The following is a 25,679-nucleotide window of genomic DNA, read 5'->3' on the forward strand; positions in this document are numbered from 1 at the left end:
AGACAAAACCTATAATTTCACCGATATGTCCAAGCAAACCTTGTCCATTATATCATATGTTATCCAACTTATCTGCTGTAGAACCGAAAGAAAACGCAAATGAGCAATAAAAAAAGACCGGCGAGGATGCCGGCCTTCTGCTTTTCAATTAATAAGTCAAACCTGGATAAAGCGGGTATTGCGCGGTCAAGTCTTTCACCAGGCTGCGAGCTTTCTCAAGTGTTGCTTCGTCTTTAGGGTTTTTGAGCGTAAGGCCAATTACTTTCGCAATGGTCTTCATTGCTTCTTCACCCATACCACGGGATGTTACTGCTGGCGTACCTAGACGAATACCGCTTGTTACGAACGGGCTTGTCGGATCGAAAGGAATCGCGTTCTTGTTCGCAGTAATACCGATTTCGTCAAGTACGTGCTCCGCATCTTTACCCGAAATATTCAGGTTGCGCAGATCAACCAGCATCAAGTGGTTGTCCGTACCGCCGGAAACCAGATCAATACCTTCTGCTTGCAGTGCATTTGCCAGTGTTTGCGCGTTGTTGATAACATTTTGCGCATACGTTTTGAATTCCGGTTGAAGCGCTTCGCCGAAGGAAACAGCTTTAGCCGCAATGGTATGCATCAAAGGTCCGCCTTGAGAACCAGGGAATACCGCTTTATCAATCGCCGCTGCCCATGCTTTGCGCGTAAGGATCATACCGCCGCGAGGACCGCGAAGCGTCTTATGCGTCGTTGTTGTAACGAAATGCGCGTGCGGCACTGGGTTTGGATGCAAGCCAGCTGCAACCAGACCTGCGATATGCGCCATGTCGACGAAGAACAGCGCGCCTACATCGTGCGCGATGGAAGCCAGCGCTTCGAAATCAATCGTGCGCGGGTAAGCACTTGCGCCTGCGACGAGCATGCGAGGCTTATGCTTGAATGCCGCTTTGCGGACATCGTCGTAATCAATGCGGAAATCTTTTTCGCTAACGCCGTAAGCGACGAAGTTGTAGAGAATACCGGAAGCATTCACCGGGCTGCCATGCGTTAAGTGACCGCCATGCGCCAAGTTCATGCCAAGCACGGTATCGCCAGGGTTCAGCGCTGCCAGGTAAACAGCCATGTTCGCTTGTGCGCCGGAGTGAGGTTGAACGTTCGCGTGCTCTGCACCGAACAATTCTTTCGCGCGATCGCGAGCGATATCTTCTACGATGTCTACATACTCGCAGCCGCCATAATATCTTTTGCCTGGGTAGCCTTCTGCATATTTATTCGTCAAAACAGTGCCCATAGCTTCCAGTACCGCTTGACTTACGATATTCTCAGATGCGATCAGCTCAATTTTGTCGCGTTGACGACCGAGCTCCAAATTCATAGCTTCCACAATTTTAGGATCTTGCTTGCTTAAAAAATCTGACATTTCAGGTTCCTCCTAAGTTTTATTTGTATCTGCGTAAAACATTGATTCCTTCGTAAGGCACTAACAGTCTGCGTCAGGCGCTGCAGCTCGGTACTGTTGCTCAGCAATTTCCGCCGAGTAAACAGCCCTAGTACCGCCAATCAGCTTTGGCCGAGTGAAGGCCATGGTCACATAGGCTTGACCAATCGTCCGGACCGGCGGACGAACAGGGACAGCAATTCTTCGAAGATGCATGCCGATGAGTGTACTGCCAATATCGATGCCGGCATGCGCTTCAATCGTCTCAACGACAATCGGGCGGACAAAATGCCGATACGCATAGGAAGCCATAGAACCTCCGGCCTTCGGCACCGGAATCACCGATACCTGCTCCAGTTGTGGATAGCGCGTCAGTATTTCTTCTTCAACTACAAGCGCACGATTCAAATGCTCACAGCACTGGAACGCGAGATGCAGCCCGAACTCCCGGCTCACACGAAACGCCGTTTGGAAGATCGGCTCCGCCGCATTCAATGTGCCCGATGTGCCGATCCGGTGTCCGAGAATTTCGCTTGTGCTCGTGCCAATGACGAGAAGCTGCCCAGAACGAAGTTCACCAACACGGATTAGCTCTCGCAAATTGGTTTCTACAGCTTCAGCAACGTTGTGAAGAATTGGATCTGTCATGCGCTGACCTCCCCATTCTTTCTTACGGGTGAAGCGTGAAACGATCTTCGATGCTTTTCACTTTACTGAGTCTGTTCTGATGGCGAACGCCTTGAGAAAACTCAGTTTCCAGCCAAATTTTCACGATTTCCTCGGCCACACCAGGCCCAATCACCCGCTCGCCTAAGGCAAGCACATTCGTGTCATTATGCTCGCGAGTCGCTTTCGCGGAAAACAGGTCATGCACAAGTGCGCAGCGGATGCCAGGAACTTTGTTCGCGGCAATCGACATGCCAATGCCAGTCCCGCAAATGAGGATTCCCTTGTCTGCTCCACCCGCAACAACTTGCTCGCACACTTGCAGTGCATAATCAGGATAATCCACAGAATCCGGACCATTCCAGCCATAATCGATGACTTGGTGACCTAATGATTCGATAAAAGGAATGATGACATCTTTCAAACGATAGCCTGCATGATCCGCACCTAAGGCAATTTTCATGAGTGAAACGCTCCTTTGCTTGTTCGATTTCGACCATCCTATTATATCCCAAAGCTCACCGGAAAACGAAAAAAAGAGCAGGACGCGCGTATGAACGCGAGTTGCTCTTTTGCCCAGGCGACCGGCCGTATAGCTCGATGCTCCATTGTGGTTAGTCCCACTCGTCGCCAGTTACACCGAGTCTTGATCAATAACTTTATTCTAGCGTATTCCGCAGCCGCTGTAAAGATGGTTCCTGCGGGGAATTTGCTACTCTTTTTTTCGAATTTTAAGAACAAGTTTATCGAGATGAATACTAATTTCCTCAGCGGTTTGACGATAGATATCAATTGATCCGCCGTAAGGATCGGAAATATCGTAATCCGGGATTTTATTTTCCAATTTGAAAATACGGCTTCTCTCTTCCACAGATACCGTTTGCGCGAGAGCCTGTTTAAGCTGAAGTTCGGAGACAAGCTGTTCTCTCTCCACGATGGCTTGCAAAATATGCGGATCGTCCTCCACATATTCCTTTAAGGTAAACGTCTTATCGACCGCATGCGGGAACCGCTGAATAACTGTGCGCTTATGACCCACGGTCATCGTCAAAATGACATCCGCCCACTTCACCTCAGACTCCTGAATAGCTAGCGAGTTGATCTGTTCCTCAAAGCCTGCCTCTTTCAGAATCGAAGCGCTATTGCTGGAAATAGGACCGCCTGTAAAAGCGGAAACGCCTGCTGAACGAACCTCAGCCGCAAGTCCTTCTTTGTGCACCTTGATACGCAGCAAACCTTCAGCTAGTGGACTGCGGCACGTATTTCCTGTACAAACAAATAGAATCCGCAAGATGAAATCCCTCCATATTAAAAGAATACTATTTCGTAGGCTATTGTATCACAGCAAAAACTTGATCCCAAACACGAGCAAAATAAGCCCGCCGAATGCTTCGCCGTACTCCCCTGCCCATCCGCTTACTCGTCTGCCGAGCAGCAGGCCTGCAATGGACATCAAGCCTCCGAATATGCCAAAAATAAGCACCGTCAATACGATATCCGTCGCAAACATCCCAAGGGAAACACCGACCGAGAATGAATCAATGCTCACGCTAAGCGAAAAAACCGTCAAGCCCAAAATGGATCTATGGTCAAATGAAGCGGCTTCTTCTCCCCGAATTGAACTGTAGACCATATGCGACCCGAGAAGGATAAGCAGACAGCCTCCGGCTGCCGTCGCTACATTGCCGAGCAGAGAGCTAACATAATGCCCCATAAACATCCCCATCAAGGGCATAAGAATATGAAATATCCCGATGATCAGGCTAATTTTCAAAATATCAAGCAATCGAATGCCCCTCATCCCTATGCCGATTCCAAGAGAGAAAGCATCTAGTCCCAAGGCTACCGCCATAATGATAATCGTTACTAGCTGACCAAGTTCTATCGAAGATGCGAGCATGATGCCATCCCCCTGTCCACGTTTTCTATCCCAACATATGCGGACAAACAGGGAATCATGCTTACTAAGTGCGTACAAGCCCGAGTATCAAGGGAAAAGGAGATATGGGGTTATCTGCCGTATATAAGCCTACAAGCCATGGGTTTTACGGGCAATTCCCTCTACCTAATGCGTACAATCCGATTTCCCGCCGCTTTACGCAGCCGGTTCATTATAGCAAGACCAATTCCTTGCTCGGGACAAGCCTCGGCAGCAATATAGCAAATGCCTTCCTCATCAAAACGGCGCAGCGCGGCGTAGAGCTCCTGCGCGATCGTCTCTGGGCGCGATAATGAGCCACAAGCAATCACACAATCAGCTTGATAGCGGGAAGCATGCTCTGTGAACGTGAGGATGCCTGTAGACTCCCCGCGCAATTTAGCCGCATCGATATCGCGTTGAATCCATGAGGCGACATCCTCCTCATGATCTCCTTGCGCAATGTACATATACCCTTTTGGGGCATAATGCGTATACTTCATGCCTGGTGCGCGAGGCACCTCTTTCTCGTGCACGTCTTCCCGCTCCGGCTCATGAATAAGCGTATCCGGCAGTATCGTACGAAGCTGCTCCGACGTTATACCCCCAGGACGTAAAATATAAAGTTCACCCGCTACGATCTGAATCACCGTTGATTCGACGCCAACACCAGTAGGGCCGCCATCGACTAAGCCGCCGATACGCCCGTCGAGATCTTCTTTTACATGCGAAGCAAGCGTCGGACTTGGGCGGCCGGAGCTGTTGGCGCTAGGCGCCGCAACCGGGCAACCCACTTCCTGCAAAAGGCGCAGTGCGACCGGATGATCGGGAATCCGAATCCCGACGGTAGAAAGCCCTGCCGTGACCAACGGCGAAATGCCACCTGCTAGCACAGGCAGCACAATGGTCAACGGACCTGGCCAGAAAGCCTCCATCAATTGGCGATGCTCCGATGTGAGGCTCGATGGATCGATCAATCCTGCAAGCTGCTCCCGATCAGCAATATGAACAATCAGCGGGTTGTCGGAAGGTCTCCCCTTTGCCCTAAAGATTCGCTCCACAGCAGCTGAGCTTGTGGCGTCCGCTCCGAGACCGTAGACCGTCTCCGTCGGGAAACCAACCGTTTCGCCGCTTTGTAGAAGCGCGGCCGCCTCCTTGATCGCCAGATCAGCGCCATTACCTAGCTTCGGGTAGTCAGGTCCTCCGGTCATATCCACTTTCCAGTATATAGTCACGATGTCTGCCATCCTTACCTTTGTGATTCTTTCTTAACTGAACCAAGATATCACTTTTTTAATCATTTCCCAGAGGAAAAACTTCACTTCCGGCTGAGCCGTTTGTGGTTGTTCGACCCCCGCTTCTTTACTGCTTGCGTTTGCATTAGATTTCACTTGTTCCGTACTGGATTTATCCGTTTTCGCAACTTTCGCAATCTTCACATCCTGCCCTGAAGACTTCGCCTGCGATTCTTTTCCTTTACTTCCTCCACTCGCGGAGGACAACGCTTTCCCATCGCCTTCAGTCTTCGCGACAACATCGGCTGTTGATGCTACCGCTTCTCCGGAAACTGAATCCACGAAGCACAGCGGAGGGAACAACACGCACCACCAGTTTTGGCCTTCGCCACTGCCAATCGTGACGCGAAGCGCTTCATAATCACCAGCGGGATAAACCTCAGTTCCATACATTTTAGTCGGAAATGGAACTTTGCCCAGCTCAACTGTGTGCGAATACTTATAACCGCGTTCTTCGATCATTTGAGCGACCAACACATCGAATTCTGGCAAATGCGCATTCACAACCGCTCTCGCCTCATTCAACGTATGCGGGCCTACGACCCACTCCTGCATGCGAGCAATAATGGCGTCGCGAATCTCGCGTTTCAACGCTTGATCCTGCACAGAATCCGAGTTTGCTAGAATCCGCAAACGAATCGATTCCTTTGGAATCGACGGCGATACGACTGCTGCGTTAATGCGGTTAGAGTCCCAACATGCGATCATAACTATGAGTGCAAATGCTACCAATAATAAGTGCTTGAATGAATGACGTACCCGTTTTTTCACCATGAGGAAAAGCCCCTTTCCCTTCGCTTCTACAAATCAGTATGGGCAAAAAGAGAAGGGGCTAAACCTAGTAAACTATCATTTTTTTGCTTCGTAGATGAGAGAGTCAAGACTTTCCGCTATGCCCGGTCTCGCTCACGAATCGCCAACACGTGGCGATCAATGCCCGCGAGATCCGGTACGAATCGGATCTCGTCCCAGTCGGCGGCGGCGCGCAACATCGCCGCCACAGCCTCCGCTTGCCGGATGCCAACCTCGAACCCGACTATGGTCGGGATTCGCGGCAGCTGCGGCAGCTGCGAGATCATCCGGCGGTACAGGTCGAGTCCCTCGACACCGCCGAATAAAGCTGTGTGCGGCTCATACAGCCGCACCTCCGGCTGAAGCGCCGGCAGATCGCCGTCCGGAATATAGGGTGGGTTCGACACCAATATATCCGGCGCCAATCGGCGCTTGATATAAGGCTCGAGGAGATCGCCCTCGAGCCACTCCACCCGCGCAGCCACGCCATGCCGCTGCGCGTTCAAGCGAGCCATCTCCAGCGCTGCCGCGGAGATGTCGCTGGCCGCCACGCGCCACGCAGGGCGCGCGTGCGCCACCGTCACCGGGATGGCTCCGCTCCCGGTGCCTACATCCGCAAGAAGCGGAGCGCCTTGCGGGAACAAACGAGAGCCCTCGTGGAGCAAAGCTTCCACGAGGAGCTCGGTCTCCGGCCGCGGGATCAGTACCGCGCCGTTAACGGCAAACGGAAGGCCGTAAAACTCCTGCTCGCCGGTGATATACTGAACCGGCTCACCCGCGGCCTTCCGCTCCACCAGTTGGTGCCATGGTTCCGCCAACTCAGCCGGCAGCTGTTCCTGCCAGCGGAACAGCAGTTCTGTCCTGCTCCAGCCCAATAGGTGCTGGAGCAGGAGCTCCGTACAAGACGCAGCCTCCGCTACGCCTTGCTGCCCCAAAAAAGAAGAAGCCTCAACATAGGCTTCTCTAATGCTTTTACCAGCAGTCGACATCACATCGCTTGCTCCCCGTTTTGCAACAAATCCGACTGCGCCGCAATGGTGAGTGCAGACACGATTTCCCCCATATCTCCGTTCAGCACCGTTTCCAAACGATGCAGCGTCAAACCGATACGGTGATCGGTAATCCGGCTTTGCGGGAAATTGTACGTACGGATACGCTCAGAGCGATCGCCCGTACCGACTTTGCTTTTACGCTCGCCAGCATACTTCGCTTCTTCTTCCTCGCGCAATTTATCGGAAATCCGCGCACGAAGCACGCGAAGCGCTTGCTCTTTATTTGAGTTCTGCGATTTGCCATCCTGGCATGTCGCTACAATCCCCGTTGGCACGTGTGTAACCCGAACTGCTGATTTCGTCGTATTAACGGACTGACCGCCCGCTCCACTGGAACAGAATGTATCAACACGAATATCCGCATCATGAATTTCGATCTCGACTTCCTCGGCTTCCGGCATGACAACTACCGTCGACGTGGAGGTATGAATACGACCTCCAGATTCCGTTACAGGAATACGTTGTACACGATGCGCGCCGCTCTCGAACTTCAGCTTACTGAAAGCGCCTTTGCCCGTAATCATGAAAATAATCTCCTTAAATCCGCCCAAATCGTTCAAAGAAGCGTCCAACACTTCCGTTTTCCAACCTTGGCCATCCGCATAGCGCGTATACATCCGGTATAAATCTCCCGCAAACAACGCAGCTTCATCACCACCGGCGGCGCCGCGAATTTCGACGATAACGTTCTTGTCATCGTTCGGATCCTTCGGCATCATCAACACTTTCAATTTCTCTTCCAGCTGTGCAGCTTGCTCGCTAAGCTCTTCGATCTCCATTTTGACCATTTCGCGCATCTCTTCGTCCAGCTTCTCGTTTTGCATCACTTTCGCATCACTCAACTGTTCGCTTACACTCTTATATTCGATATAAGCATCATAAGCTTCCTGAAGATCGGATTGCTCTTTGGAATACTCCCTTAGCTTCTTCGTATCGCTAGTCACATCGGGGTCACACAGCAGTTCGCTTAATTTCTCATAGCGATCCGCGACTGCCTGCAAACGATCTAACATATCGGATCACTCCTTTTATCTTTTTTGAGGTTGTTTACTTTATTTTACACATTAAATCGGAAATGCATCACATCGCCGTCCTGTACGACATATTCTTTGCCTTCCAAACGAAGCTGCCCTTTTTCTTTCGCACCGTTCATCGAACCTGCCGCGATAAGATCGTCATAAGATACAACCTCCGCACGGATAAAGCCACGCTCGAAATCCGTATGAATGACGCCAGCGGCTTGCGGTGCTTTCATTCCTTTGCGAATGGTCCAAGCTCTTACTTCCTGCACGCCAGCTGTAAAGTACGTGTACAGACCAAGCAGCTTATAAGCCGCTTTAATCAATCTATTCAAGCCAGACTCTTGAAGTCCCAACTCTTCGAGAAACATCGCTTTTTCTTCGTCTTCCAGCTCAGCAATTTCCGATTCGACCTTGGCGCTGATCGGAACCACTTCATTGTTTTCCTTCGCCGCATATTCCTTGACGATTTTCACATAAGGATTCTCATCGGCCGATGCTACTTCTTCCTCGCTAACATTTGCTGCATACAGCACAGGCTTCATCGTCAACAAGTGCAAATCACGCACGATTAACTTTTCCTCATCGCTCAGGTCAATGCTGCGTGCCGGCTTATCTTCATAAAGCGCCTCTTTGATCCGTTCCAAACATTCAACCTCAGCAACAACCTTCTTATCGCCGCCTTTCAGGTTTTTACGGGAACGATCCAGCTTCTTCTCTACAGATTCAATATCTGCCAAAATCAGCTCAAGATTAATCGTCTCAATATCGCCTACCGGGTCAACCTTCCCGGAAACGTGCGTAATATTCTCGTCCACAAAACAACGGACAACGTGTACAATGGCATCCACTTCACGAATGTGTGCCAGAAATTTATTTCCAAGCCCTTCGCCCTTGCTCGCGCCCTTCACCAAACCCGCAATATCGACGAATTCGAAGGCAGTCGGAACAATGCTCTTCGGCACAACGATCTCCACCAGCTTCTGCAATCTTTCGTCCGGTACTTCTACTACCCCGACATTCGGATCGATCGTACAGAACGGATAATTCGCAGATTCTGCCCCCGCCTGTGTAATTGCGTTAAACAATGTCGATTTTCCTACATTCGGTAGACCGACGATTCCTGCTTTCAAAGCCATTGTAGTTACAACTCCTTAATTTTCGAAAATGATCCATATTCATTATATAGCACTTGCAAGTCAAAAAAAAGCCTGCAGGCTATTGATTCGCCGCAGACTTTTTTTCCAATTGGCTTTTATATTCGGCTTTTCTCTTGTGATCGAAGTACATTTCAATCTGATTTTTAAGAATAAAGGCTCTGAGCGCGTTCGTTTTCATGTCCGGTACGTCAATATACCTGGCCCCATAATAAATGCCCGATTCCGATTTTTCTTTGCGGACAATTTCCGTCTTGCACGCCATAGAGAAGCCCAAATCCAGCTCTACATCCAGATGCAAGTGTTTCTCTACAATTTTATCTACAATGGAATTTTCAAGGATTGTAAAACCAACCCCGCTCAGCGAAATATTTTTAATCGAGATAACAACCGGATTTTCAAATTGGTGTTTGTTCTGTTTACGCAGATCGTGAACGCTGTGAAGTAATCCGTCCTGGGTAACATCGATACGCGGGAACTCACGTTTTTCCGTAAATTTTTTCCGATTCTCCGGTGGGTTAATGATAACGACCGAACCTTGATCTTTCGCCACCACGGTCGTATCGAATACGAACAAGCCTGATTTCGAATAAATCGTCACCTTAACCTTATCTCCTAATTGGAAAGCTTCGGATTGAGGCATCTCAAGCTCCATGATCTCGCCCAGTGAATAGGTGATCACGCCCGTCGAAACGAAATCTTTCTTAGACAACACTGCCCTGCTTTCAATGAGAACATCCGCGTCATTACCTTCCTTACTTCCGTAAAACTTCATGAGTTCTTGCGGTTTCGCCATTCTGGTCTCCACATCCTCTCTGCAACCATTTTTGATTTAAAATAAAAATAGACCGTCCCATCTCAGTGGGAACAGCCTATTACCTCAATCGAAAAGCAATGATCTTCGGTAACCAGGCTGTCATAGTTCCAATGGAACTTTAGACCCTCAGCTTTGCGTCCTTGCCTTTCGACAAGTTTGCTATTATCGAACCTGCTATGTAATTTTACAAGTTGTGGTCTAAAAGACCTATTGATTACCTGTAGTATACCTATTTTTTCTGGTTTTTTCAATCTATTTTGCTAATTTGCCCTTCATAGCTATAGGTCTTCCTTGCATTACGCATAGAGAGTGCCTACAATGAAAAACATATATCCACAACTTATCGACTTATCCACACACTTGTCCACAGGTTGTTAACAACGAATACTTGTTCGTTTCTTATCCACATGTGGATAATCAAAAGTTTGCGAGGTGTCCCCCTGTGGATGAACATTTGCCATGGATGAAAGAAGCCATCATAGAGGCTCTCAAAGCTGAAGCTATCCGCGAAGTCCCCATCGGGGCTGTTGTGGTACATAACGATACCATCATTGGCCGCGGCTACAATTTACGCGAAACAACACTGGATCCAACCGCTCACGCAGAGATGATCGCTATCAAGCAAGCCAGTGAACATCTTCAGGCCTGGCGGCTGCTCGATTGCAAGCTATATGTGACTCTGGAGCCTTGCCCGATGTGTGCGGGAGCCATTGTGCAGTCACGCATCCCGCAGGTCATCTACGGTACTACGGATCCCAAAGCAGGGTGCGCCGGAACCCTAATGAATCTGCTGCAAGAAGAACGGTTTAATCACCGAGTAGATGTGATAAGCGGCGTTATGCAGGAAGAATGCGCTTCGCTGCTCACCACTTTCTTTCGTAAGCTGCGCGGCAAAGAATAGTACTGCGCTTCAACGAATAATGTCATCCTCCGAAAGCTTGCGCCACGAAAGGCTTCGTGCTATCATAATTCTTGCTATGCGCCCGTAGCTCAGCAGGATAGAGCAACAGTTTCCTAAACTGTAGGTCGTACGTTCGAATCGTATCGGGCGCGTCATTTAACACAAATCCGCGGTAGATTAACGTTTAGCTAACGTTGAATATAACGGATAGGCCTTCGCAAGGTACACAGTTTATACGTGAAAATGGACGAGACTGTGTGTCTTAAATTCTTCGCTATCATAACGGATTTATGCGACCTCTTACGGTATACGTAGGAGGTTTTGTTTGCGCGAAGAGCCGCGGAAAGGTAAGTCCGTAGTTAAGGGTAGTTATAACGCCAGCTTGACGGAACTATTTTCTTCATAAGAATCACGTGTAAAAATACGCATAAACGTATTTGCACGTGTAAAAATACGTGCTATTATAGGTATATGGAAAGGAGTTGACGTGATGGCGGGTAGTCGGGAGTTAATCGCGATGATCGAACGCGATGGATGGTACGAGGTTAATCATGAAGGAAGCCACAAGCAGTTCAAGCATCCGACCAAAAAGGGACGCGTCACTATCCCCCATCCGAATAAAGATTTACCGATCAAAACGGTACATAGCATCCTAAAACAGGCGGGGCTTAAATAGCCCCTTCCTCTACGGGATTAATATAATAGATTATCGCTTGGGCTATAGATAACAATATGATTATCATTTTAAATAAGAGGAGCGGATAAATTAAATGAAAAAAGACCGATACGTATTCCCCGCGATCTTTGATTACGCAGACGACGGTATTACTGTAACATTTCCCGACTTACGCGGCGCGATTACTTGCGGCGACACTGACGAAGAAGCGTTACGCATGGCTCGCGAGTGTATGGCGCTGCACCTATTCGGCATGGAATCCGATGGAGACGAGATTCCGGAGCCTTCGTCCACGCAAATCCTGCGCAACGATCTCGAACCGCAACAGACGCTTGTACTCATCGACGTATGGATGCCGCCTTTCCGCGATAAGATGGCGAATAGAGCCGTTAAGAAAACGCTGACGATTCCAAAGTGGCTCGACGATATTGCGGCCGAGCAGAACGTTAACTATTCGCACATATTACAGGATGCGCTCAAAACGCACCTTGGCGTGAGCAAGCGCCCATAAATCCAGATTGCTTGGATAGCTCATTTCTGCATAAATAAATCCTCCAATTGACGTGTGCGTCATATAAAGCAGATTACGCAGAAGGGAATTATTTTATGAGAAAAAAGAAGATCCTCGCTACCACTCTATTATTTCTTTGTTTTAGTGGCATAGTGAGCGCCTCAAGTATTCACGGTGATTATAATGGCGATCCGATTGTTAATGTTTTGTCCCAAGGCAAAGAACTGAAAGTTGAAGATGTGCCTGCTACTATACGCGATGGGCGCACATTGGTTCCCCTGTACTTACTGAAACAAGCCGGTGCCTCTGTAAAGTGGGATGCTGACACGTATACGGTTGATCTTACTTTTCCGAACCCTGTCGAGGATTTCACCTCTAAACTCCAGTTACTTAAAGCTAAAGCTGCGGATTACGACGCTAAAAATATACAGCTTATCTATAACGAATATGGTTCCTATTTGAAAGTGGATCTAGAACAATCTAATGATTCTAATAAGGACAATGATCATATAATTGCTTTATCAAGTTTCGTTTCAACTTCTCCTGCTGAACTACTTGTTGTAAACCGAATTCATAATAATAAAACAATTGATTTTTTTATCATTAATAAAGCTGATGCAGAGGAATTTGCTAAAAAGAAACTGTCTGAATATGAATTTATGATGAAATGGCGGCATGAAATTGTTTCTGCAACGACAGATTTGTCTGCGCCGAATATGCCACCGGTGGCACCTACGCCGACACCAAAGAACAACTCCTTATCCACTGGTACTGCTTGTAGGGAATTTATGGCTGCGTATACGAAACAAATGCAAGATGCTGTGATTTCGCATAACCAAAGTGGAAGCACAGACACAAAAGGCTTAGAACAATATGAAAACAAGTTACAAGAACGTATGAGTGAAGCTTTGAAAGAAAATCACTGCCAGCAATAATGAGACACAGATCATGTTCTCATCTAGCTAATAAAAGTAAAGGGATTACAACTTCGGGTTGGAAATCCCTTTGTTTGTTTTTGTATCTCGAAAGGAGCATCTCTCATGACAATTCCCAAATCACCCTCCTCTTTTCGTATACCCTTATTTTGCGCGGTAACTGTATTGTTCTGGATGTCTATGTATACGAGTGTTCCGATTATGGCGCCGTATGTGGAATTTCTAGGTGGCAACCACCAGCTCGCAGGATGGATTGTGGGCATGTACGGCATTTCGCAGATGTTGCTGCGAATACCGGTGGGCGTACTTTCCGACAGATTCCATAAACGAAAATTGTTCATTACATTCGGTCTGCTTTTTACCGGCCTTAGCGGGCTTGGCCTCTGGATTACGAAGGATTTTACATGGATCCTTCTCCTGCGGGCACTCGCTGGCGCGGCGGCGGCGACATGGGTCGATTTTACCGTGCTGTTCACAAGCTACTATAAACACGAAGACTCGACGAAAGCGATCGGGACGATCTCCTTCTTCAACTCTTTAGGGCAAATGCTGGGCATCCTTGCGGCGGGTTGGGCGGCCGATTCTATGGGCTGGGAAGCAGCGTTCGTTATGGGTGCTGTACTCGGGGCGTTAGGATTACTGGGTTCTCTCTTTCTTGTCGAGAAGGTCGAAGCGGACGCGCCTAAGATTACCCTGCGAGGTATCGGCGGGGTCGCTACGGATCGCACGCTCTTGTTCGTGTCTCTGCTTGCTATATGTTCGCAAGTCCTTATATTTGCTACTGTGTTTGGCTTTACCCCCGTATATGCGACAGCGTTAGGTGCAGATAAGTTTAGCTTATCTTTGCTCACGTTTTCCACTAATTTACCCGTAGCTATTGCCTCTCTGATGGGAGGACGACGCTGGGCGAATAAGTTTGGGGAGAAGCGGGTCATTGTCTGGGGGTTTGCCTTCATGGGCCTATCTACACTTACAATCCCGTTCACGCACCACCTGGGAGTACTTATGATCTCTCAGGCGATAGCCGGGTTTGGGCGAGGGCTTTCCTTCACCGTGTTGATGGCTCTGAGCATAAAGCATATGCCCGCGGATAAACGGGCGACGGCGATGGGATTCTTCCAAGCGATATACGGTCTGGGCATGTTCGCAGGCCCGGTGCTTATGGGCATCATTGGCGACTGGTTCGCGCTCAGTCAAGGATTTATCGTACTCGGTGTACTGGGCATCCTCAGCGCTCTTCTCGCTCAATGGTTTGTCCGCAGCGAGCCAAACGTACGGCAAACTGAGGCAAATTCACCTACAGCATCCATGTAACCGACCTCATGTACGATAAAATTTTAGAACGGATCGCAGGATTCGTTTTTTCTTTTGATACCGGTGCAGGGATAGTCAATATTACCTTCGTCTATGTATTGCGGAGAGGAGGAGGAGAGTATTCAGGAAGATACACTTGTACAACGTATACTAGATGGCGATGAGTCCGCCTTTCGTGAACTCGTCACGGCTTATCGTCATTATTTATTTCAAACTATCTACGCCGTTGTGAGGCATCCTAAAGATGCTGAAGATTTGGCGCAGGATGTATGGACCCGGATTTATTTCTCTCTTCCTCAGTATCAAATGAAAGGCCTGAAAACATGGATGACCCGCATCGCGGTGAATCGAGCCATTGATTTCAAACGTTCAGCAAGCAGGAAGAGAGAAGAAATGACTGCAGAGATCGAAGATCCTGATCAGCATACAATCGCTCATCATTTTAATGATCTCGAACATGAGGTTGTCATGAATGAAACAGCCCATCTTGTGCGAGAGAAATTAGATCAGATACCCGCAAATTATCAAGATGTTCTAACGGCCTACTATTTACATCATCAGACGTATCAAGATATTGCTGCCGCTCAAGGCGTAACGGTGAAAACCGTGGAATCCAAGCTGTACAGGGCCAAGCAGTGGCTTCGTAAAAACTGGAAGGAGGAGGATTTCATATGACACATTATGAGAAGCAAGCATGGATGGATTACTTGGAAGAACGTATTATGGCAGATGAAATGGCCCAGATGGAGCTCCATTTGTATCGATGCGATGTCTGTCTATCCATCTACATGGGATGCATGGAACAATCAGCTAGTTTACTTCCGATGATGAAAATCGATACACAATCATTCGTTGACTCTATCATCCTTCGCACGATTCGAACCAAAATCCCTTGGTACCGTTCAACCGTCTTCCATTACGGTATTGCAGCCGCAGCAACACTCATTCTTGTCGCTACTGGCTTTTTCCATGGACTATCGCAAGAATTGGACGCAGTCGGCTTCTCTCGAGGAATCTCTTCCATACACGATGTGAAAGCTCCTTCCTCCTTACAACAAGATCAGCAGCCGATCTCCGATCAACTATTGAATAAAACATTAACTTGGTTCGATACATGGCAAAATGATAAAGACAAAGGAGGTTCCCGCCCTTGAATAACAAAAGCAGCTTAGTCGCTTTCTTGCTTTCTTTTCTGCCCGGATTTGGTCATGTTTATATGCACCGTTTGTTCCGTGCCTTCATTTACGGAGGTGGCTTCTTCGCTTCCCTTTTCTTGATGTTCCTTACGGCTGTAGTCACGAATCATGATACTGAAATTTTTATACTTTTCGGTTTCTTTGCAGCGTTAATTTGGGTCGTAAACATGGTCGATATGATTATTCTCCTACTCCGATACCAGCCTTATGGCGTACCAGTACCAGGTGCTACGCCGTACGATCCGGCGCAGCCTCAATGGGAGGCTAACCATTATGCTGCAAAACAGCAGCAACAACAAGAAAGAACACGCATCATGCTGATGTCCTTCATTCCTGGGCTGGGTCATTTCCAAATTGGCCTCATGCAGCGGGGTCTAACCGCGATGATTTCTTTCTTCGGAGTAGCCATTCTCGTCTTTTTCATTACAGCCATGACTAACAATGAGGGATTCGTCGCCTTTCTTTTAGCCATGCCCGTCCTTTGGTTCTATTCCATGTTTGATGCGTTAAAACAACTAGATCGCAAGCAAGCGGGCTTAGAGCTTATCGATCGAAGCATGTTCGAAGATTTTCATTTCTCCGATGATTATGGCCGCAAAAATCGGACACTGGCAACGATTATCGCGATCTTTCCTGGCGCCGCCCACCTGTATCTGAATATGACCAAGCGCGGCATTCAACTTATGGCTTTCTTCTTGTTCTCGGTATACGTGTTGGATGTCCTAAGATTGTCCCTTTTCTTTTTCTTGATTCCAATTCTGTGGTTCTTTAGTTTTTTCGATGCCTTGCAGCACATCAACAAATACGAGAACGGTACCTTGGTCGATAAGCCACTTATCGAAAATTGGGCCTCCTACCATCGGGTGATTGGAGTCATCCTCATTGTCCTTGGCGGATACTATGTGTTCAAAGAGGTTGTCGTACAATTCTTATCTCGTTTCTTTCCTCATTCCAACTACGTCTATTGGATCAATAATATCGGACAGACCGCTATCGTAGCTGTCATTCTCATTGGCGTTGGAATTCGGCTGCTCTTTTACAAGAAAAAACAATCCTCTCCTCCAACGCTGGATTCCTTGAATACTAACGAAAAAAAGAACCTCTAAGGGTTCTTTTTTTGTCGGTGTTGATGATTTCTTTTAAACCTTGTTACACGTTAAACCTTAGGAAAATCTGCATATAAAACACGGTAAGTGTCTTTGGCACATCCCCTCCAGCCTGATTATAACAGGTATGAAAGTCCTCTATGCAACGGTTGTTTCGCGGAATGCTCCAACGGAACCACACCTCTCTGCTCACCGACAATAATAGTATGTCCGGCTTCATGGATTTTAAACATTTTGTAAATATTTATTTTTGGCTCATGATCCCTTTGCTTGCTTTTGCTTAGAATGATTACGATTCTTGACCTTCTTCGAGCCTGATAATGCTTCTGGTGCATGGTTCTGATCAGAACCGTTTTGTTCGTTATCTTGCGCTATACTGTCTCCGGCAGAATATGCTCTGGGTTTCGACATAGCTTACCTCACTCCTCTGTGGTCGTCATGATTAAGTGCATCTTGATGCCTCCGGTCGTTCGTATCCTGCTGCACCTGCTGTGCCTGATGACTATTCACCACAGTCTGGTCGTCCAGATCTTTAACGACATTCTGCAAATTTTTATCCCTACTCTTTTGCTTAGTCATTGAATTTGTCCCTCCGCGCAATTAGACATGTGTAACCTGCTGTAGCGCCTGTGCGCATTCATGAATGTGGCGGACATAATCGTCCACAAGGGTTTGAATAATGTCCGTGTGCTCATCAATATGCGTCGTGCCTTGTTGCACATCGGTGAGCTCAACTTTGACCTCTCTATCGTCTACATACGTCACTTTAAAATCAATCGTATACCCGGTATGTCCGGCCGTAATAATGTGAACACGGAGCGCCTGTGGATCTGCCTCATCAGCCCAAATGCGGGCTTTATCAGCCACTTCTAGCTGCTTAGGCAGCATCGTCTTCCACTCTTCCACCAGCTGGGACTGATCGATTGTCAGCTTGTCTATTTTCATTGTAACACCTCCACATCCTTAAAATGCGAAAGCGCCGCGTCTTTTATCCAGATGACCGTCTAACAAAAAAAGCCACACGATTCTCGAAGAATCGCATGACTTTTTGTAAGGTATGTATACGGAGAGGGTGGGATTCGAACCCACGGAGGCTTGCACCTCGGCGGTTTTCAAGACCGCTGCCTTAAACCACTCGACCACCTCTCCATGCAGGTGTCTCCATCAAGGAGACGACCTCGTCCAGTGACAAAAATCATTGTATCACAGAAAGCTAGGTAGAATCAAGCCCTATTTATTTCCGATGATTTTCACGTTGCCCATATAAGGAACTAACACATCTGGAACTACAATCGTTCCGTCTGCTTGCTGATAATTTTCAAGAATTGCCGCTACAGTTCTGCCTAGCGCCAGACCTGAACCATTCAACGTATGGACAAACTCCGGCTTCGCCTTCGCGTCTCTACGGAATCTAATATTCGCTCTACGCGCTTGAAAATCCTCAAAGTTGCTGCAAGACGAAATCTCGCGGTACACGCCGCTATTAGGCAGCCATACTTCGAGATCATACGTCTTAGCGGACGTAAAGCCAATATCGCCCGTACAAAGCGATAGAACGCGATATGGAAGCTTTAACAGCTGTAGAACACGCTCAGCATGGCTTGTAAGCTTCTCAAGCTCATCATAGGAATCCTCGGGCTTAACGAACTTAACAAGCTCAACTTTGTTAAATTGATGCTGTCTGATCAAGCCGCGCGTATCGCGACCGGCAGAACCGGCTTCCGAACGGAAACATGCGCTAAACGCGACAAAGTTAACCGGAAGCTGCTCGTTTGTCAAAATATCTTCACGATGATAGTTCGTTACAGGCACTTCCGCTGTAGGGATCAAGAAGTATTCGGAATTCTCGATCTTAAAGACATCTTCCTCAAATTTGGGCAGCTGACCTGTCCCCGTTAAGCTCTCGCGGTTCACGATATAGGGAGGCAGCATCTCTTCATAGCCATGTTCATCGCTATGAAGATCCATCATGAAATTGATTAACGCTCGCTCTAGCCTTGCGCCCAGCCCTTTATAGAACACAAACCGCGAGCCCGTCACCTTAGCTGCCGCTTCAAAATCAAGAATGCCTAACTCTTGCGCCACTTCCCAATGCGGTTTAACTTCGAAATCGAAATGCGGGATGTCGCCAACGCGGCGAATCTCCACATTCTCTTCCTCAGAAAGACCTACGGGAACGCTTGCATGAGGCATATTCGGGATCGATAGCAGAACTTGCTGTAAAGACTCGTCTAAGACACGAATCTCATCATCAAGCTCCTTAATACGATCGCCGACGACCTTCATTTCTTGAATCAACTCATCCGCATTTTCACCGGATCTCTTACGACCGGCGACTTCTTGCGAAACCGTATTGCGGCGGTTTTTCAACTGCTCCGTCTCTTGCAGAAGCTCTCTTCGCTTCACATCTAATGCGGTAAAGCCATTCAGCTCATCGATCTGCTTTCCGCGGTTTGCCATAGCAGCTTGTACAGCTGCCAAATCACTTCGAAGTAACTTTACATCAAACAAGGAGATTCCTCCGTTAGCGCAAAATGGTTAGAATATGGAAGCAAGCACCCTTCCCGGAGAACCGGTTATGCAGAGGTGCTTGTACCATTCGTTATGCTTGTCTTTGCTTTACCATGTCCAAGAAGTAGCTATGCATCCGGAAATCATCTGTCAACTCTGGATGAAACGACGCTGCAAGAAGATGCCCTTGCTGCGCGGCTACGATTTGGCCATCATAGGTGGCCAGTACATCAACACCGGGTCCCACTTTTTCAATCAGTGGTGCGCGAATGAAAACAGCCCGTACGTTCTCGTCAATCCCCTTGATTGCGAGATCCGTCTCAAAGCTTTCACGTTGACGACCAAATGCGTTGCGAGCAACCGTAATATCCATCAGTTCCAAATGAGCCTCCGGTTGACCGGTGATCTCCTTTGCAACCACAATCAAGCCTGCGCAAGTACCGAAAACCGGCTTGCCAGCCGCAGAGAATTCTCTTAGCGCATCAATAAAACCATAAGTGCGCATGAGTTTTCCGATGGTCGTGCTCTCACCTCCAGGGATAATAACCCCCTGGATGTCAGCAAGCTGCTCTGTTCTTTTAATAATGACGCCTTCAGCGCCGGCCTTCTCGATACCGCGTATATGTTCTGCTACCGCGCCTTGCAGCGCGAGAACCCCAATCTTCGTCATTACCAGCCGCGCTCCTGCATGCGTTGAGAAGCATCTAATTTGGAAATTTCGATACCTTTCATCGGCGTACCGAGGTTTTTCGAAATTTCTGCAATCAATTTATAATCCGTGTAATGCGTAACAGCCTCAACGATCGCTTTTGCAAACTTCTCGGGGCTATCCGATTTGAAAATACCTGAACCTACGAAAACACCATCCGACCCGAGGTGCATCATAAGTGCAGCGTCAGCAGGCGTAGCCACACCACCCGCAGCAAAGTTAACGACAGGCAGCTTGCCTGTTTCGTGTACTTGCAGCAGCAGTTCGTAAGGAGCGCCCAATGTTTTTGCTTCAAACATCAGCTCATCTTTAGACATGCCTTGCACTTTGCGAATTTGCCCTTGAATCATACGCATATGACGCACAGCTTCAACGATATTACCTGTTCCTGGCTCACCTTTTGTACGAAGCATCGAAGCGCCTTCGCCGATACGACGCAAAGCTTCTCCAAGGTCACGAGATCCGCAAACGAATGGAACCGTGAAATCACGCTTGTTGATATGATAAACCTCATCAGCAGGCGTCAGTACTTCACTCTCATCGATATAGTCAACGCCCAGAGATTCCAGGACTTTCGCTTCTACAAAGTGGCCAATTCTGGCTTTCGCCATAACTGGAATAGAGACAACTTTCATAACCTCTTCAACGATAGTCGGATCAGCCATGCGGGATACACCGCCAGCAGCCCGAATATCAGCAGGTACGCGCTCAAGCGCCATAACTGCGGAAGCACCAGCAGCCTCAGCGATTTTCGCTTGCTCAGCATTCATAACGTCCATGATGACGCCGCCCTTTTGCATTTCGGCCATACCAGTTTTAACGCGGGATGTTCCAGTTTCCATTTCTTTCGTTCCTCCTATGCCTTTATAACAATTTCATGCAGTTCCCTACACGATTCGATAGTAAACTTCTAAACATTCATTTTACAGGATGGTGGGGCAATATACAACCCATTTTCTGGTCTACTTAGACCCCTTAATCCCACTAAACATATCACCAAAAAAGTTTTTGATGGAACGGAACAACAGGCGGATCCAGCTGCCTTTCTCCACATCATCATTCGCGATCAAATCCACTGTTTTTTCCTGCCCGTTATAGGTCACTTTCACTTTTCCAAGCGGATCGCCCTTCTTTATCGGAGCAACTAGCTTGCCTTCTTCAAGAGGCTCTGCCGTTAAAGTGAAATCTGTATCTTTGGCGCCTTTCTTAGCAATGAACGTCATTCCCGTTTTAGTTACGAGAGGCACCTGAGTTTGAACGCCCTTCTTAATGTTTACAGTTTTCAAAGAATCTATTTCTGCTTTCGCATTAAGGTAAGGCTTGATTTCGAAATTATTGAATCCGTAATCGAGCAGCTTCCGAGTCTCATTAAACCGCTCCGGCTCTGTCTTAGTGCCCATGACCACGGTAATTAGGCGCATACCATTACGCTCAGCAGTTCCGGTAAAGCAATAACCCGCATCATCCGTAGAACCTGTTTTCAAGCCATCAAGGCCTGGATACGCATATTTTTTAAAATTCGTATTATTCTGGTTTCCTTCCAACATCCAGTTCCAGTTAATCATAGCTGATTTATCTGTAGGTCTAAGCTTTAATGACGGTATCTTCGTGAATTCGAGAATCTCTTTATGGTCCTTTAAGATATTATAGGCGAGAATAGCTGCATCACGAGCGGTCATAAGCGTCTCTCCCTCAATAGATTGAGGTGGATTTTTCAGATCGGCTCTAGACAGTCCAGTTGCGCTAATGAAGTGGGCCTTATCCGACATACCGAGCTGCTTGGCTTTTTCATTCATCATTTTCGCAAAGTTTTCCTCGGTGCCTCCTATAGTTTCCGCAAAAGCAACTGATGCGTCATTTGCTGAATAAATGGACATCGCGTTAAACATATCTTTATATGTCAGAGTTTCATTTTCGGCGATCAACTGCCCGGAACCGATAACGTCAGCAGCATTTTTACTTGCTGTCACCTTAGTGTCCCATGTATACTTGCCTTCTTTAATGCCTTCCATAGCCAAATATTCCGTCATCATCTTGGCCATACTCGCTGGCGGAAGGGCTTCATCCGCATTCATTTCATAGAGAACCGTTCCCGTTGTTGCTTCCATAATAATTGCCGATTTCGCTGCCGGTTTAGGCTCATTACTTACTGGCGTTGGGGTTGCAGCCGTTGTAGTTGTTGGTGTTTTTGTTCCTTCTGCCTGAACATAGGTTGGTTGTATATGTAAAAGGAAGGATTGAGCTAATAAACTTATACCTAGTACTAAAGCAACCTTTTTTCTCGTCAAACTCCATAATCTCACGATTTCACTCTCCCTGGCGATTTAATGACACGTTATATTGTAACACACCCTATTAGACAAAAAAAAGAAGTCGCAGGTTCAAACACCTACGTCTTCTTTTTTATCATTTCTGTGACGATTACATCGAGTAGTTCGGCGCCTCTTTCGTAATTTGGACATCATGTGGATGACTTTCTCTTAATCCTGCACCTGTAATCCGAACGAATTGAGTATCATGGATTAGTTCTTGAATATTGCGGGCACCACAATACCCCATCCCTGAACGTAAACCACCGACTAATTGATAAACCGTATCTGCCATAGGTCCTTTGTAGGCTACACGACCTTCGATTCCTTCAGGAACTAGTTTGCTTTCGTTCTCTTGGAAATAACGATCTTTGCTGCCTTCCTTCATGGCGCCTAGTGATCCCATACCGCGGTAGACCTTAAACTTACGACCTTGGTAAATCTCAGACTCTCCCGGGCTCTCTTCCGTTCCAGCAAAAAGGCTGCCGATCATAACCGCACCAGCGCCGGCTGCGATAGCTTTTACCACATCACCTGAATATTTAATCCCGCCGTCAGCAATTACAGGTACATTAAATTCCGCTGCAGCTTGGGCACAGTCATAAATAGCTGTAATCTGAGGCACACCAATCCCTGCAATAATTCTCGTCGTACAGATAGAACCCGGTCCGATACCAACTTTGACCATGGAGGCCCCAGCCTTAATTAAATCGCGCGTGCCGTCACCAGTTGCTACATTACCTGCAATGATAGGTAATTCCGGGTACTCTGCTCTAAGCTTCTTCACAGTCTCTGCAATGTTAATGTGATGGCCATGAGCAGAATCTACAACAATAACATCAATACCCGCCTTCACAAGCGCAGCCGCTCTCTCCGTCACGTCCTTGGAAACGCCCACAGCAGCTCCAACAAGCAAACGTCCCAGGGAATCCTTGGCTGCATTAGGGAATTGGATGGCTTTTTCGATATCTTTAATCGTAATTAAGCCTTTAAGCTTGAAATCATCATCGACTAGCGGTAGCTTTTCGATTTTATGTTTTTGCAGAAGACCTTCTGCCTGTTGAAGCGTGGTACCGACGGGTGCAGTTACCAATTCTTCACGGGTCATGACCTCTTTGATTTTAATCGAGTAATCATGCACAAATCGCAGATCTCTATTGGTCAAAATTCCTACTAGCTTGTTGGACTCATCCACAATAGGTACACCTGATATCCTGTACTTGGCCATGAGCTCTTCCGCATCATAGACATGATGTTCCGGTGTAAGGGAAAAAGGATTCGTAATGACCCCGCTCTCCGATCTCTTAACACGATCCACTTCAATGGCTTGTTGTTCGATGGTCATGTTCTTATGAATGATCCCGATGCCACCTTCGCGAGCCATAGCAATTGCAAGAGCAGATTCAGTAACAGTATCCATGGCTGAGCTAATGAAAGGAATGTTTAACTTCACCTGAGGCGCAAGCGTCGTGGAAACGTCAATCTCCTTCCCAAACACTTCGGATTTTCTCGGCACCAACAACACATCATCAAAAGTTAAACCTTCCTTACCAAACTTATCTTCCCTCACAACACAAATTCCTCCTTATTCAGGTGTATATATTAGTGCTTATCTTAACAAAACCCTATTTTTCGTGTCAAGGAAAAGGGGGCTCTCCCCACGTGGCAACTCCATGAATAAGAAGATTCCGTTAACGATATGAATAGGTGCTGCTGGAGTTCCATATCAGAAATTGCTCAACACCTTGTTCCTTCGCTGCTTTTATCTGCTCTTGCACATCTTCCTTGCCATAAATCTTGTGAGGCTTCACCCAAGTTGCTGTAAAATCTTGATACCAAGGACGAATTTCAGCAATTTCTCCGCTAGATTGCTTTAATCGATTATTCTTCGTGACGGCATCAGCTATAGCTTTACTAATAATTGCATAGGGCTGTAAATCTGGATTTTTGACTCCGTAAATACCACTCGAATAATGCGACGGATACAGCATCGGAGAAATATAATGCACCTGTTTGCTGATTTTAGACCAATCTTGGCCAATTCCCATATCATTGTCAGAAGAAGTGGTCAAACCGAAAACATCAGCCGATAAGTATGCTTGTCCACCAAGCCGTTCATTCGCCTTTCTCAAAAAACCTTCAATAACCTGCGATTTCGACATCTGCTTGGGGTTGTCAAAATCCACTTCTCGATTCAGATTATTACCGTTCTCAGGAAATCTTACATAATCAAACTGGATTTCTTCAAAGCCTAAATCCGCGACTTCTTTGGCAATCTGTATGTTATAATCCCATACTTCTTCTTTATAGGGATCTACCCATGCCGTTCCTTTCGCATCCTTCCAAATCTGGCCTGTGCGGGTCATCATGGCATATTTACTTTTCTTTTTACTTAAATATGGGTCCTTAAAAACGACCACTCGAGCAATGGTATAAATACCTTTTTCTTTCAATTTAATTAGCTTTGCTTTCAAATCGCTTATAATAACATGGCTATTGGCTCCAATTTCATTGACCATGGGAATAGCTGATGAATATGTAACTTGGCCCGAATCATTTTTTACATCTATTACCATTGCGTTCAAATCTGTCTGATCAACTAAATCAAGGAGTTGCTCAAATTTGCTTCCTACGGCTGACCACGCGGATACATAAATCCCTTTAACCTTTTGTTTTGGAGATTTATTAACTGGCAGCTCAACAGAAAGTGGAGTTAGTTGCTCTACAATTAGAGCAGGGGCAGGCAATGAATGATCTAGATTGGATGGAGGTATAACAGCATGATTTGATGTAATCTTCTTCGTGACTTCCGGTTCCGCAGTACATCCTAAGCATACAAATACAAATAGATTAGAGATAACTACTAATCCTAGCCATCTTGCTAACCATTTCCCTTTACCCATACAAATCCCTCCTCATAAGGCTAGTATGGTTTAATAAGCTACTTTATAAAGATATAAAAAAAGAGTCTTTCTGGAAATTCATCCAAAAAAGACTCTTTTACAAATTGCTTGGCAACGTTCTACTCTCCCAGAACCCTGCGGTTCAAGTACCATCGACGCTGGAGGGCTTAACGGTCGTGTTCGAGATGGGAACGCGTGGATCCCCTCCGCCATCATCACCAAACAGTCAAAGTGCATGTTGCACCCTGAAAACTAGATACGAAACTTGCGTAAAGTAGGTATTTGTTGAACCAGTTGTGTTCTGGCTCCCAATCAAGTATTCGGCAATCGCTTCGTCAGCTTCTGCTTCACTTGCTTGGGATTGTTTTGGTTAAGCCCTCGACCGATTAGTATTCGTCAGCTGCATGCATTGCTGCACTTCCACCTCGAACCTATCAACCTCGTCGTCTACAAGGGGTCTTACATACTGGGAAAT

At 47.2% G+C, this 25,679-nt stretch carries 28 protein-coding genes, 2 tRNA genes, 2 rRNA genes and 2 riboswitches; of the genes, 9 read left to right on the forward strand and 23 right to left on the reverse strand.

Annotated features, from left to right (window positions below; genetic code table 11):
• Positions 1–148: 148 nt before the first annotated feature.
• From ABRS97_RS24795 to ABRS97_RS24845, 11 genes are all read right to left on the reverse strand, one after another.
• Positions 149–1,399: a serine hydroxymethyltransferase gene (locus tag ABRS97_RS24795; RefSeq protein WP_367818435.1), complete on the reverse strand. Its 1,251-nt coding sequence runs from the start codon at positions 1,397–1,399 to the stop codon at positions 149–151.
• A 60-nt stretch (positions 1,400–1,459) separates the two neighbouring features.
• Positions 1,460–2,065, reverse strand: coding sequence for a TIGR01440 family protein (locus tag ABRS97_RS24800; RefSeq protein ID WP_367818436.1), 606 nt, complete (start codon positions 2,063–2,065; stop codon positions 1,460–1,462).
• A gap of 22 nt (positions 2,066–2,087) precedes the next feature.
• On the reverse strand, positions 2,088–2,546 hold the full coding sequence (gene rpiB, locus ABRS97_RS24805; protein WP_367818437.1) for a ribose 5-phosphate isomerase B: 459 nt from the start codon (positions 2,544–2,546) through the stop codon (positions 2,088–2,090).
• Between the two features lie 104 nt (positions 2,547–2,650).
• Positions 2,651–2,731: riboswitch (ZMP/ZTP riboswitch) on the reverse strand.
• A gap of 64 nt (positions 2,732–2,795) precedes the next feature.
• Positions 2,796–3,374: a low molecular weight protein arginine phosphatase gene (locus tag ABRS97_RS24810; protein WP_367818439.1), complete on the reverse strand. Its 579-nt coding sequence runs from the start codon at positions 3,372–3,374 to the stop codon at positions 2,796–2,798.
• A 48-nt stretch (positions 3,375–3,422) separates the two neighbouring features.
• A complete protein-coding gene (locus ABRS97_RS24815) occupies positions 3,423–3,983 on the reverse strand; it encodes a manganese efflux pump MntP (RefSeq protein WP_367818441.1) in 561 nt (186 codons plus the stop codon).
• Positions 3,984–4,144: 161 nt separating this feature from the next.
• The gene (locus ABRS97_RS24820; protein WP_367818482.1) at positions 4,145–5,212 is read right to left on the reverse strand and encodes an L-threonylcarbamoyladenylate synthase; all 1,068 of its coding nucleotides are present in this window, start codon (positions 5,210–5,212) and stop codon (positions 4,145–4,147) included.
• 57 nt (positions 5,213–5,269) lie between these two features.
• Positions 5,270–6,070 (reverse strand): stage II sporulation protein R, encoded by an 801-nt coding sequence (gene spoIIR, locus ABRS97_RS24825; protein WP_367818443.1) that lies wholly within the window; start codon positions 6,068–6,070, stop codon positions 5,270–5,272.
• Positions 6,071–6,186: 116 nt separating this feature from the next.
• Positions 6,187–7,077, reverse strand: a complete 891-nt coding sequence (prmC, locus tag ABRS97_RS24830; protein ID WP_367818444.1) for a peptide chain release factor N(5)-glutamine methyltransferase — start codon at positions 7,075–7,077, stop codon at positions 6,187–6,189.
• On the reverse strand, positions 7,077–8,153 hold the full coding sequence (gene prfA, locus ABRS97_RS24835; RefSeq protein ID WP_367818445.1) for a peptide chain release factor 1: 1,077 nt from the start codon (positions 8,151–8,153) through the stop codon (positions 7,077–7,079). Before prfA ends, prmC begins: the two co-directional genes overlap by 1 nt.
• Positions 8,154–8,197: 44 nt before the next feature.
• Positions 8,198–9,298: a redox-regulated ATPase YchF gene (ychF, locus tag ABRS97_RS24840; RefSeq protein ID WP_367818447.1), complete on the reverse strand. Its 1,101-nt coding sequence runs from the start codon at positions 9,296–9,298 to the stop codon at positions 8,198–8,200.
• Positions 9,299–9,377: 79 nt separating this feature from the next.
• Positions 9,378–10,112, reverse strand: a complete 735-nt coding sequence (locus ABRS97_RS24845; RefSeq protein WP_367818449.1) for a PilZ domain-containing protein — start codon at positions 10,110–10,112, stop codon at positions 9,378–9,380.
• A 104-nt stretch (positions 10,113–10,216) separates the two neighbouring features.
• A riboswitch (cyclic di-GMP riboswitch) is annotated at positions 10,217–10,304 on the reverse strand.
• Positions 10,305–10,596: 292 nt separating this feature from the next.
• Between ABRS97_RS24845 and tadA the strand changes: the two genes are divergently transcribed.
• From tadA to ABRS97_RS24890, 9 genes are all read left to right on the forward strand, one after another.
• A complete protein-coding gene (gene tadA / locus ABRS97_RS24850; RefSeq protein WP_483312498.1) occupies positions 10,597–11,034 on the forward strand; it encodes a tRNA adenosine(34) deaminase TadA in 438 nt (145 codons plus the stop codon).
• Between the two features lie 78 nt (positions 11,035–11,112).
• Positions 11,113–11,186, forward strand: a tRNA-Arg gene (locus tag ABRS97_RS24855).
• Between the two features lie 338 nt (positions 11,187–11,524).
• Positions 11,525–11,710, forward strand: coding sequence for a type II toxin-antitoxin system HicA family toxin (locus tag ABRS97_RS24860; protein WP_367818452.1), 186 nt, complete (start codon positions 11,525–11,527; stop codon positions 11,708–11,710).
• A 94-nt stretch (positions 11,711–11,804) separates the two neighbouring features.
• Positions 11,805–12,221 (forward strand): type II toxin-antitoxin system HicB family antitoxin, encoded by a 417-nt coding sequence (locus ABRS97_RS24865; RefSeq protein ID WP_367818454.1) that lies wholly within the window; start codon positions 11,805–11,807, stop codon positions 12,219–12,221.
• A 95-nt stretch (positions 12,222–12,316) separates the two neighbouring features.
• The gene (locus tag ABRS97_RS24870; RefSeq protein WP_367818455.1) at positions 12,317–13,156 is read left to right on the forward strand and encodes a stalk domain-containing protein; all 840 of its coding nucleotides are present in this window, start codon (positions 12,317–12,319) and stop codon (positions 13,154–13,156) included.
• A gap of 105 nt (positions 13,157–13,261) precedes the next feature.
• Positions 13,262–14,470 (forward strand): MFS transporter, encoded by a 1,209-nt coding sequence (locus ABRS97_RS24875; RefSeq protein WP_367818457.1) that lies wholly within the window; start codon positions 13,262–13,264, stop codon positions 14,468–14,470.
• Positions 14,471–14,563: 93 nt separating this feature from the next.
• Positions 14,564–15,145 (forward strand): RNA polymerase sigma factor, encoded by a 582-nt coding sequence (locus ABRS97_RS24880; RefSeq protein ID WP_367818458.1) that lies wholly within the window; start codon positions 14,564–14,566, stop codon positions 15,143–15,145.
• Positions 15,142–15,624 (forward strand): hypothetical protein, encoded by a 483-nt coding sequence (locus ABRS97_RS24885; protein ID WP_367818460.1) that lies wholly within the window; start codon positions 15,142–15,144, stop codon positions 15,622–15,624. Before ABRS97_RS24880 ends, ABRS97_RS24885 begins: the two co-directional genes overlap by 4 nt.
• A complete protein-coding gene (locus tag ABRS97_RS24890) occupies positions 15,621–16,772 on the forward strand; it encodes a hypothetical protein (protein ID WP_367818461.1) in 1,152 nt (383 codons plus the stop codon). The genes ABRS97_RS24885 and ABRS97_RS24890 overlap by 4 nt, the downstream gene beginning before the upstream one ends.
• A 255-nt stretch (positions 16,773–17,027) precedes the next feature.
• On the opposite strand, the gene ABRS97_RS24895 is transcribed toward ABRS97_RS24890, so the two are convergent.
• The 12 genes from ABRS97_RS24895 to ABRS97_RS24950 form a co-directional block, all read right to left on the reverse strand.
• Positions 17,028–17,183: a small acid-soluble spore protein P gene (locus ABRS97_RS24895; protein ID WP_367818462.1), complete on the reverse strand. Its 156-nt coding sequence runs from the start codon at positions 17,181–17,183 to the stop codon at positions 17,028–17,030.
• Positions 17,184–17,186: 3 nt separating this feature from the next.
• A complete protein-coding gene (locus ABRS97_RS24900; protein WP_367818464.1) occupies positions 17,187–17,351 on the reverse strand; it encodes a hypothetical protein in 165 nt (54 codons plus the stop codon).
• A gap of 21 nt (positions 17,352–17,372) precedes the next feature.
• Positions 17,373–17,717, reverse strand: coding sequence for a hypothetical protein (locus ABRS97_RS24905; protein ID WP_367818466.1), 345 nt, complete (start codon positions 17,715–17,717; stop codon positions 17,373–17,375).
• Positions 17,718–17,836: 119 nt separating this feature from the next.
• Positions 17,837–17,921, reverse strand: a tRNA-Ser gene (locus ABRS97_RS24910).
• Positions 17,922–18,002: 81 nt separating this feature from the next.
• On the reverse strand, positions 18,003–19,283 hold the full coding sequence (gene serS / locus ABRS97_RS24915; protein WP_367818467.1) for a serine--tRNA ligase: 1,281 nt from the start codon (positions 19,281–19,283) through the stop codon (positions 18,003–18,005).
• Positions 19,284–19,374: 91 nt separating this feature from the next.
• On the reverse strand, positions 19,375–19,953 hold the full coding sequence (gene pdxT / locus ABRS97_RS24920; RefSeq protein WP_367818468.1) for a pyridoxal 5'-phosphate synthase glutaminase subunit PdxT: 579 nt from the start codon (positions 19,951–19,953) through the stop codon (positions 19,375–19,377).
• Positions 19,953–20,834 carry a pyridoxal 5'-phosphate synthase lyase subunit PdxS gene (gene pdxS, locus ABRS97_RS24925; protein ID WP_367818469.1) on the reverse strand — a complete coding sequence of 294 codons (882 nt, stop codon included), beginning with the start codon at positions 20,832–20,834 and terminating at the stop codon, positions 19,953–19,955. Before pdxS ends, pdxT begins: the two co-directional genes overlap by 1 nt.
• 120 nt (positions 20,835–20,954) lie before the next feature.
• Positions 20,955–22,295, reverse strand: coding sequence for a D-alanyl-D-alanine carboxypeptidase family protein (locus ABRS97_RS24930; protein ID WP_367818470.1), 1,341 nt, complete (start codon positions 22,293–22,295; stop codon positions 20,955–20,957).
• A 118-nt stretch (positions 22,296–22,413) separates the two neighbouring features.
• A complete protein-coding gene (gene guaB, locus ABRS97_RS24935; protein ID WP_367818472.1) occupies positions 22,414–23,871 on the reverse strand; it encodes an IMP dehydrogenase in 1,458 nt (485 codons plus the stop codon).
• 121 nt (positions 23,872–23,992) lie between these two features.
• Entirely contained in the window at positions 23,993–25,204 is a 1,212-nt protein-coding gene (locus ABRS97_RS24940) for a putative glycoside hydrolase (protein ID WP_367818474.1), read from the reverse strand.
• A 106-nt stretch (positions 25,205–25,310) separates the two neighbouring features.
• Positions 25,311–25,427: ribosomal RNA gene (gene rrf, locus ABRS97_RS24945) — 5S ribosomal RNA — on the reverse strand.
• A gap of 143 nt (positions 25,428–25,570) precedes the next feature.
• Positions 25,571–25,679: ribosomal RNA gene (locus ABRS97_RS24950) — 23S ribosomal RNA — on the reverse strand; the annotation flags it as partial.

Source organism: Paenibacillus tabacirhizosphaerae (assembly GCF_040812395.1).
Taxonomy (GTDB): Bacteria; Bacillota; Bacilli; order Paenibacillales; family NBRC-103111; genus Paenibacillus_E.

Excerpts from the sequence above, each read along its gene's own strand:
- ABRS97_RS24795 (WP_367818435.1), bottom strand. The coding sequence starts at position 1,399 with ATGTCAGATTTTTTAAGCAAGCAAGATCCTAAAATTGTGGAAGCTATG.
- ABRS97_RS24800 (WP_367818436.1), bottom strand. The coding sequence starts at position 2,065 with ATGACAGATCCAATTCTTCACAACGTTGCTGAAGCTGTAGAAACCAAT.
- rpiB (WP_367818437.1), bottom strand. The coding sequence starts at position 2,546 with ATGAAAATTGCCTTAGGTGCGGATCATGCAGGCTATCGTTTGAAAGAT.
- ABRS97_RS24815 (WP_367818441.1), bottom strand. The coding sequence starts at position 3,983 with ATGCTCGCATCTTCGATAGAACTTGGTCAGCTAGTAACGATTATCATT.
- ABRS97_RS24820 (WP_367818482.1), bottom strand. The coding sequence starts at position 5,212 with ATGACCGGAGGACCTGACTACCCGAAGCTAGGTAATGGCGCTGATCTG.
- spoIIR (WP_367818443.1), bottom strand. The coding sequence starts at position 6,070 with ATGGTGAAAAAACGGGTACGTCATTCATTCAAGCACTTATTATTGGTA.
- prmC (WP_367818444.1), bottom strand. The coding sequence starts at position 7,077 with ATGTCGACTGCTGGTAAAAGCATTAGAGAAGCCTATGTTGAGGCTTCT.
- prfA (WP_367818445.1), bottom strand. The coding sequence starts at position 8,153 with ATGTTAGATCGTTTGCAGGCAGTCGCGGATCGCTATGAGAAATTAAGC.
- ychF (WP_367818447.1), bottom strand. The coding sequence starts at position 9,298 with ATGGCTTTGAAAGCAGGAATCGTCGGTCTACCGAATGTAGGAAAATCG.
- ABRS97_RS24845 (WP_367818449.1), bottom strand. The coding sequence starts at position 10,112 with ATGGCGAAACCGCAAGAACTCATGAAGTTTTACGGAAGTAAGGAAGGT.
- tadA (WP_483312498.1), top strand. The coding sequence starts at position 10,597 with ATGAAAGAAGCCATCATAGAGGCTCTCAAAGCTGAAGCTATCCGCGAA.
- ABRS97_RS24860 (WP_367818452.1), top strand. The coding sequence starts at position 11,525 with ATGGCGGGTAGTCGGGAGTTAATCGCGATGATCGAACGCGATGGATGG.
- ABRS97_RS24865 (WP_367818454.1), top strand. The coding sequence starts at position 11,805 with ATGAAAAAAGACCGATACGTATTCCCCGCGATCTTTGATTACGCAGAC.
- ABRS97_RS24870 (WP_367818455.1), top strand. The coding sequence starts at position 12,317 with ATGAGAAAAAAGAAGATCCTCGCTACCACTCTATTATTTCTTTGTTTT.
- ABRS97_RS24875 (WP_367818457.1), top strand. The coding sequence starts at position 13,262 with ATGACAATTCCCAAATCACCCTCCTCTTTTCGTATACCCTTATTTTGC.
- ABRS97_RS24880 (WP_367818458.1), top strand. The coding sequence starts at position 14,564 with ATGTATTGCGGAGAGGAGGAGGAGAGTATTCAGGAAGATACACTTGTA.
- ABRS97_RS24885 (WP_367818460.1), top strand. The coding sequence starts at position 15,142 with ATGACACATTATGAGAAGCAAGCATGGATGGATTACTTGGAAGAACGT.
- ABRS97_RS24895 (WP_367818462.1), bottom strand. The coding sequence starts at position 17,183 with ATGTCGAAACCCAGAGCATATTCTGCCGGAGACAGTATAGCGCAAGAT.
- ABRS97_RS24900 (WP_367818464.1), bottom strand. The coding sequence starts at position 17,351 with ATGACTAAGCAAAAGAGTAGGGATAAAAATTTGCAGAATGTCGTTAAA.
- ABRS97_RS24905 (WP_367818466.1), bottom strand. The coding sequence starts at position 17,717 with ATGAAAATAGACAAGCTGACAATCGATCAGTCCCAGCTGGTGGAAGAG.
- pdxT (WP_367818468.1), bottom strand. The coding sequence starts at position 19,953 with ATGACGAAGATTGGGGTTCTCGCGCTGCAAGGCGCGGTAGCAGAACAT.
- pdxS (WP_367818469.1), bottom strand. The coding sequence starts at position 20,834 with ATGGAAACTGGAACATCCCGCGTTAAAACTGGTATGGCCGAAATGCAA.
- ABRS97_RS24940 (WP_367818474.1), bottom strand. The coding sequence starts at position 25,204 with ATGGGTAAAGGGAAATGGTTAGCAAGATGGCTAGGATTAGTAGTTATC.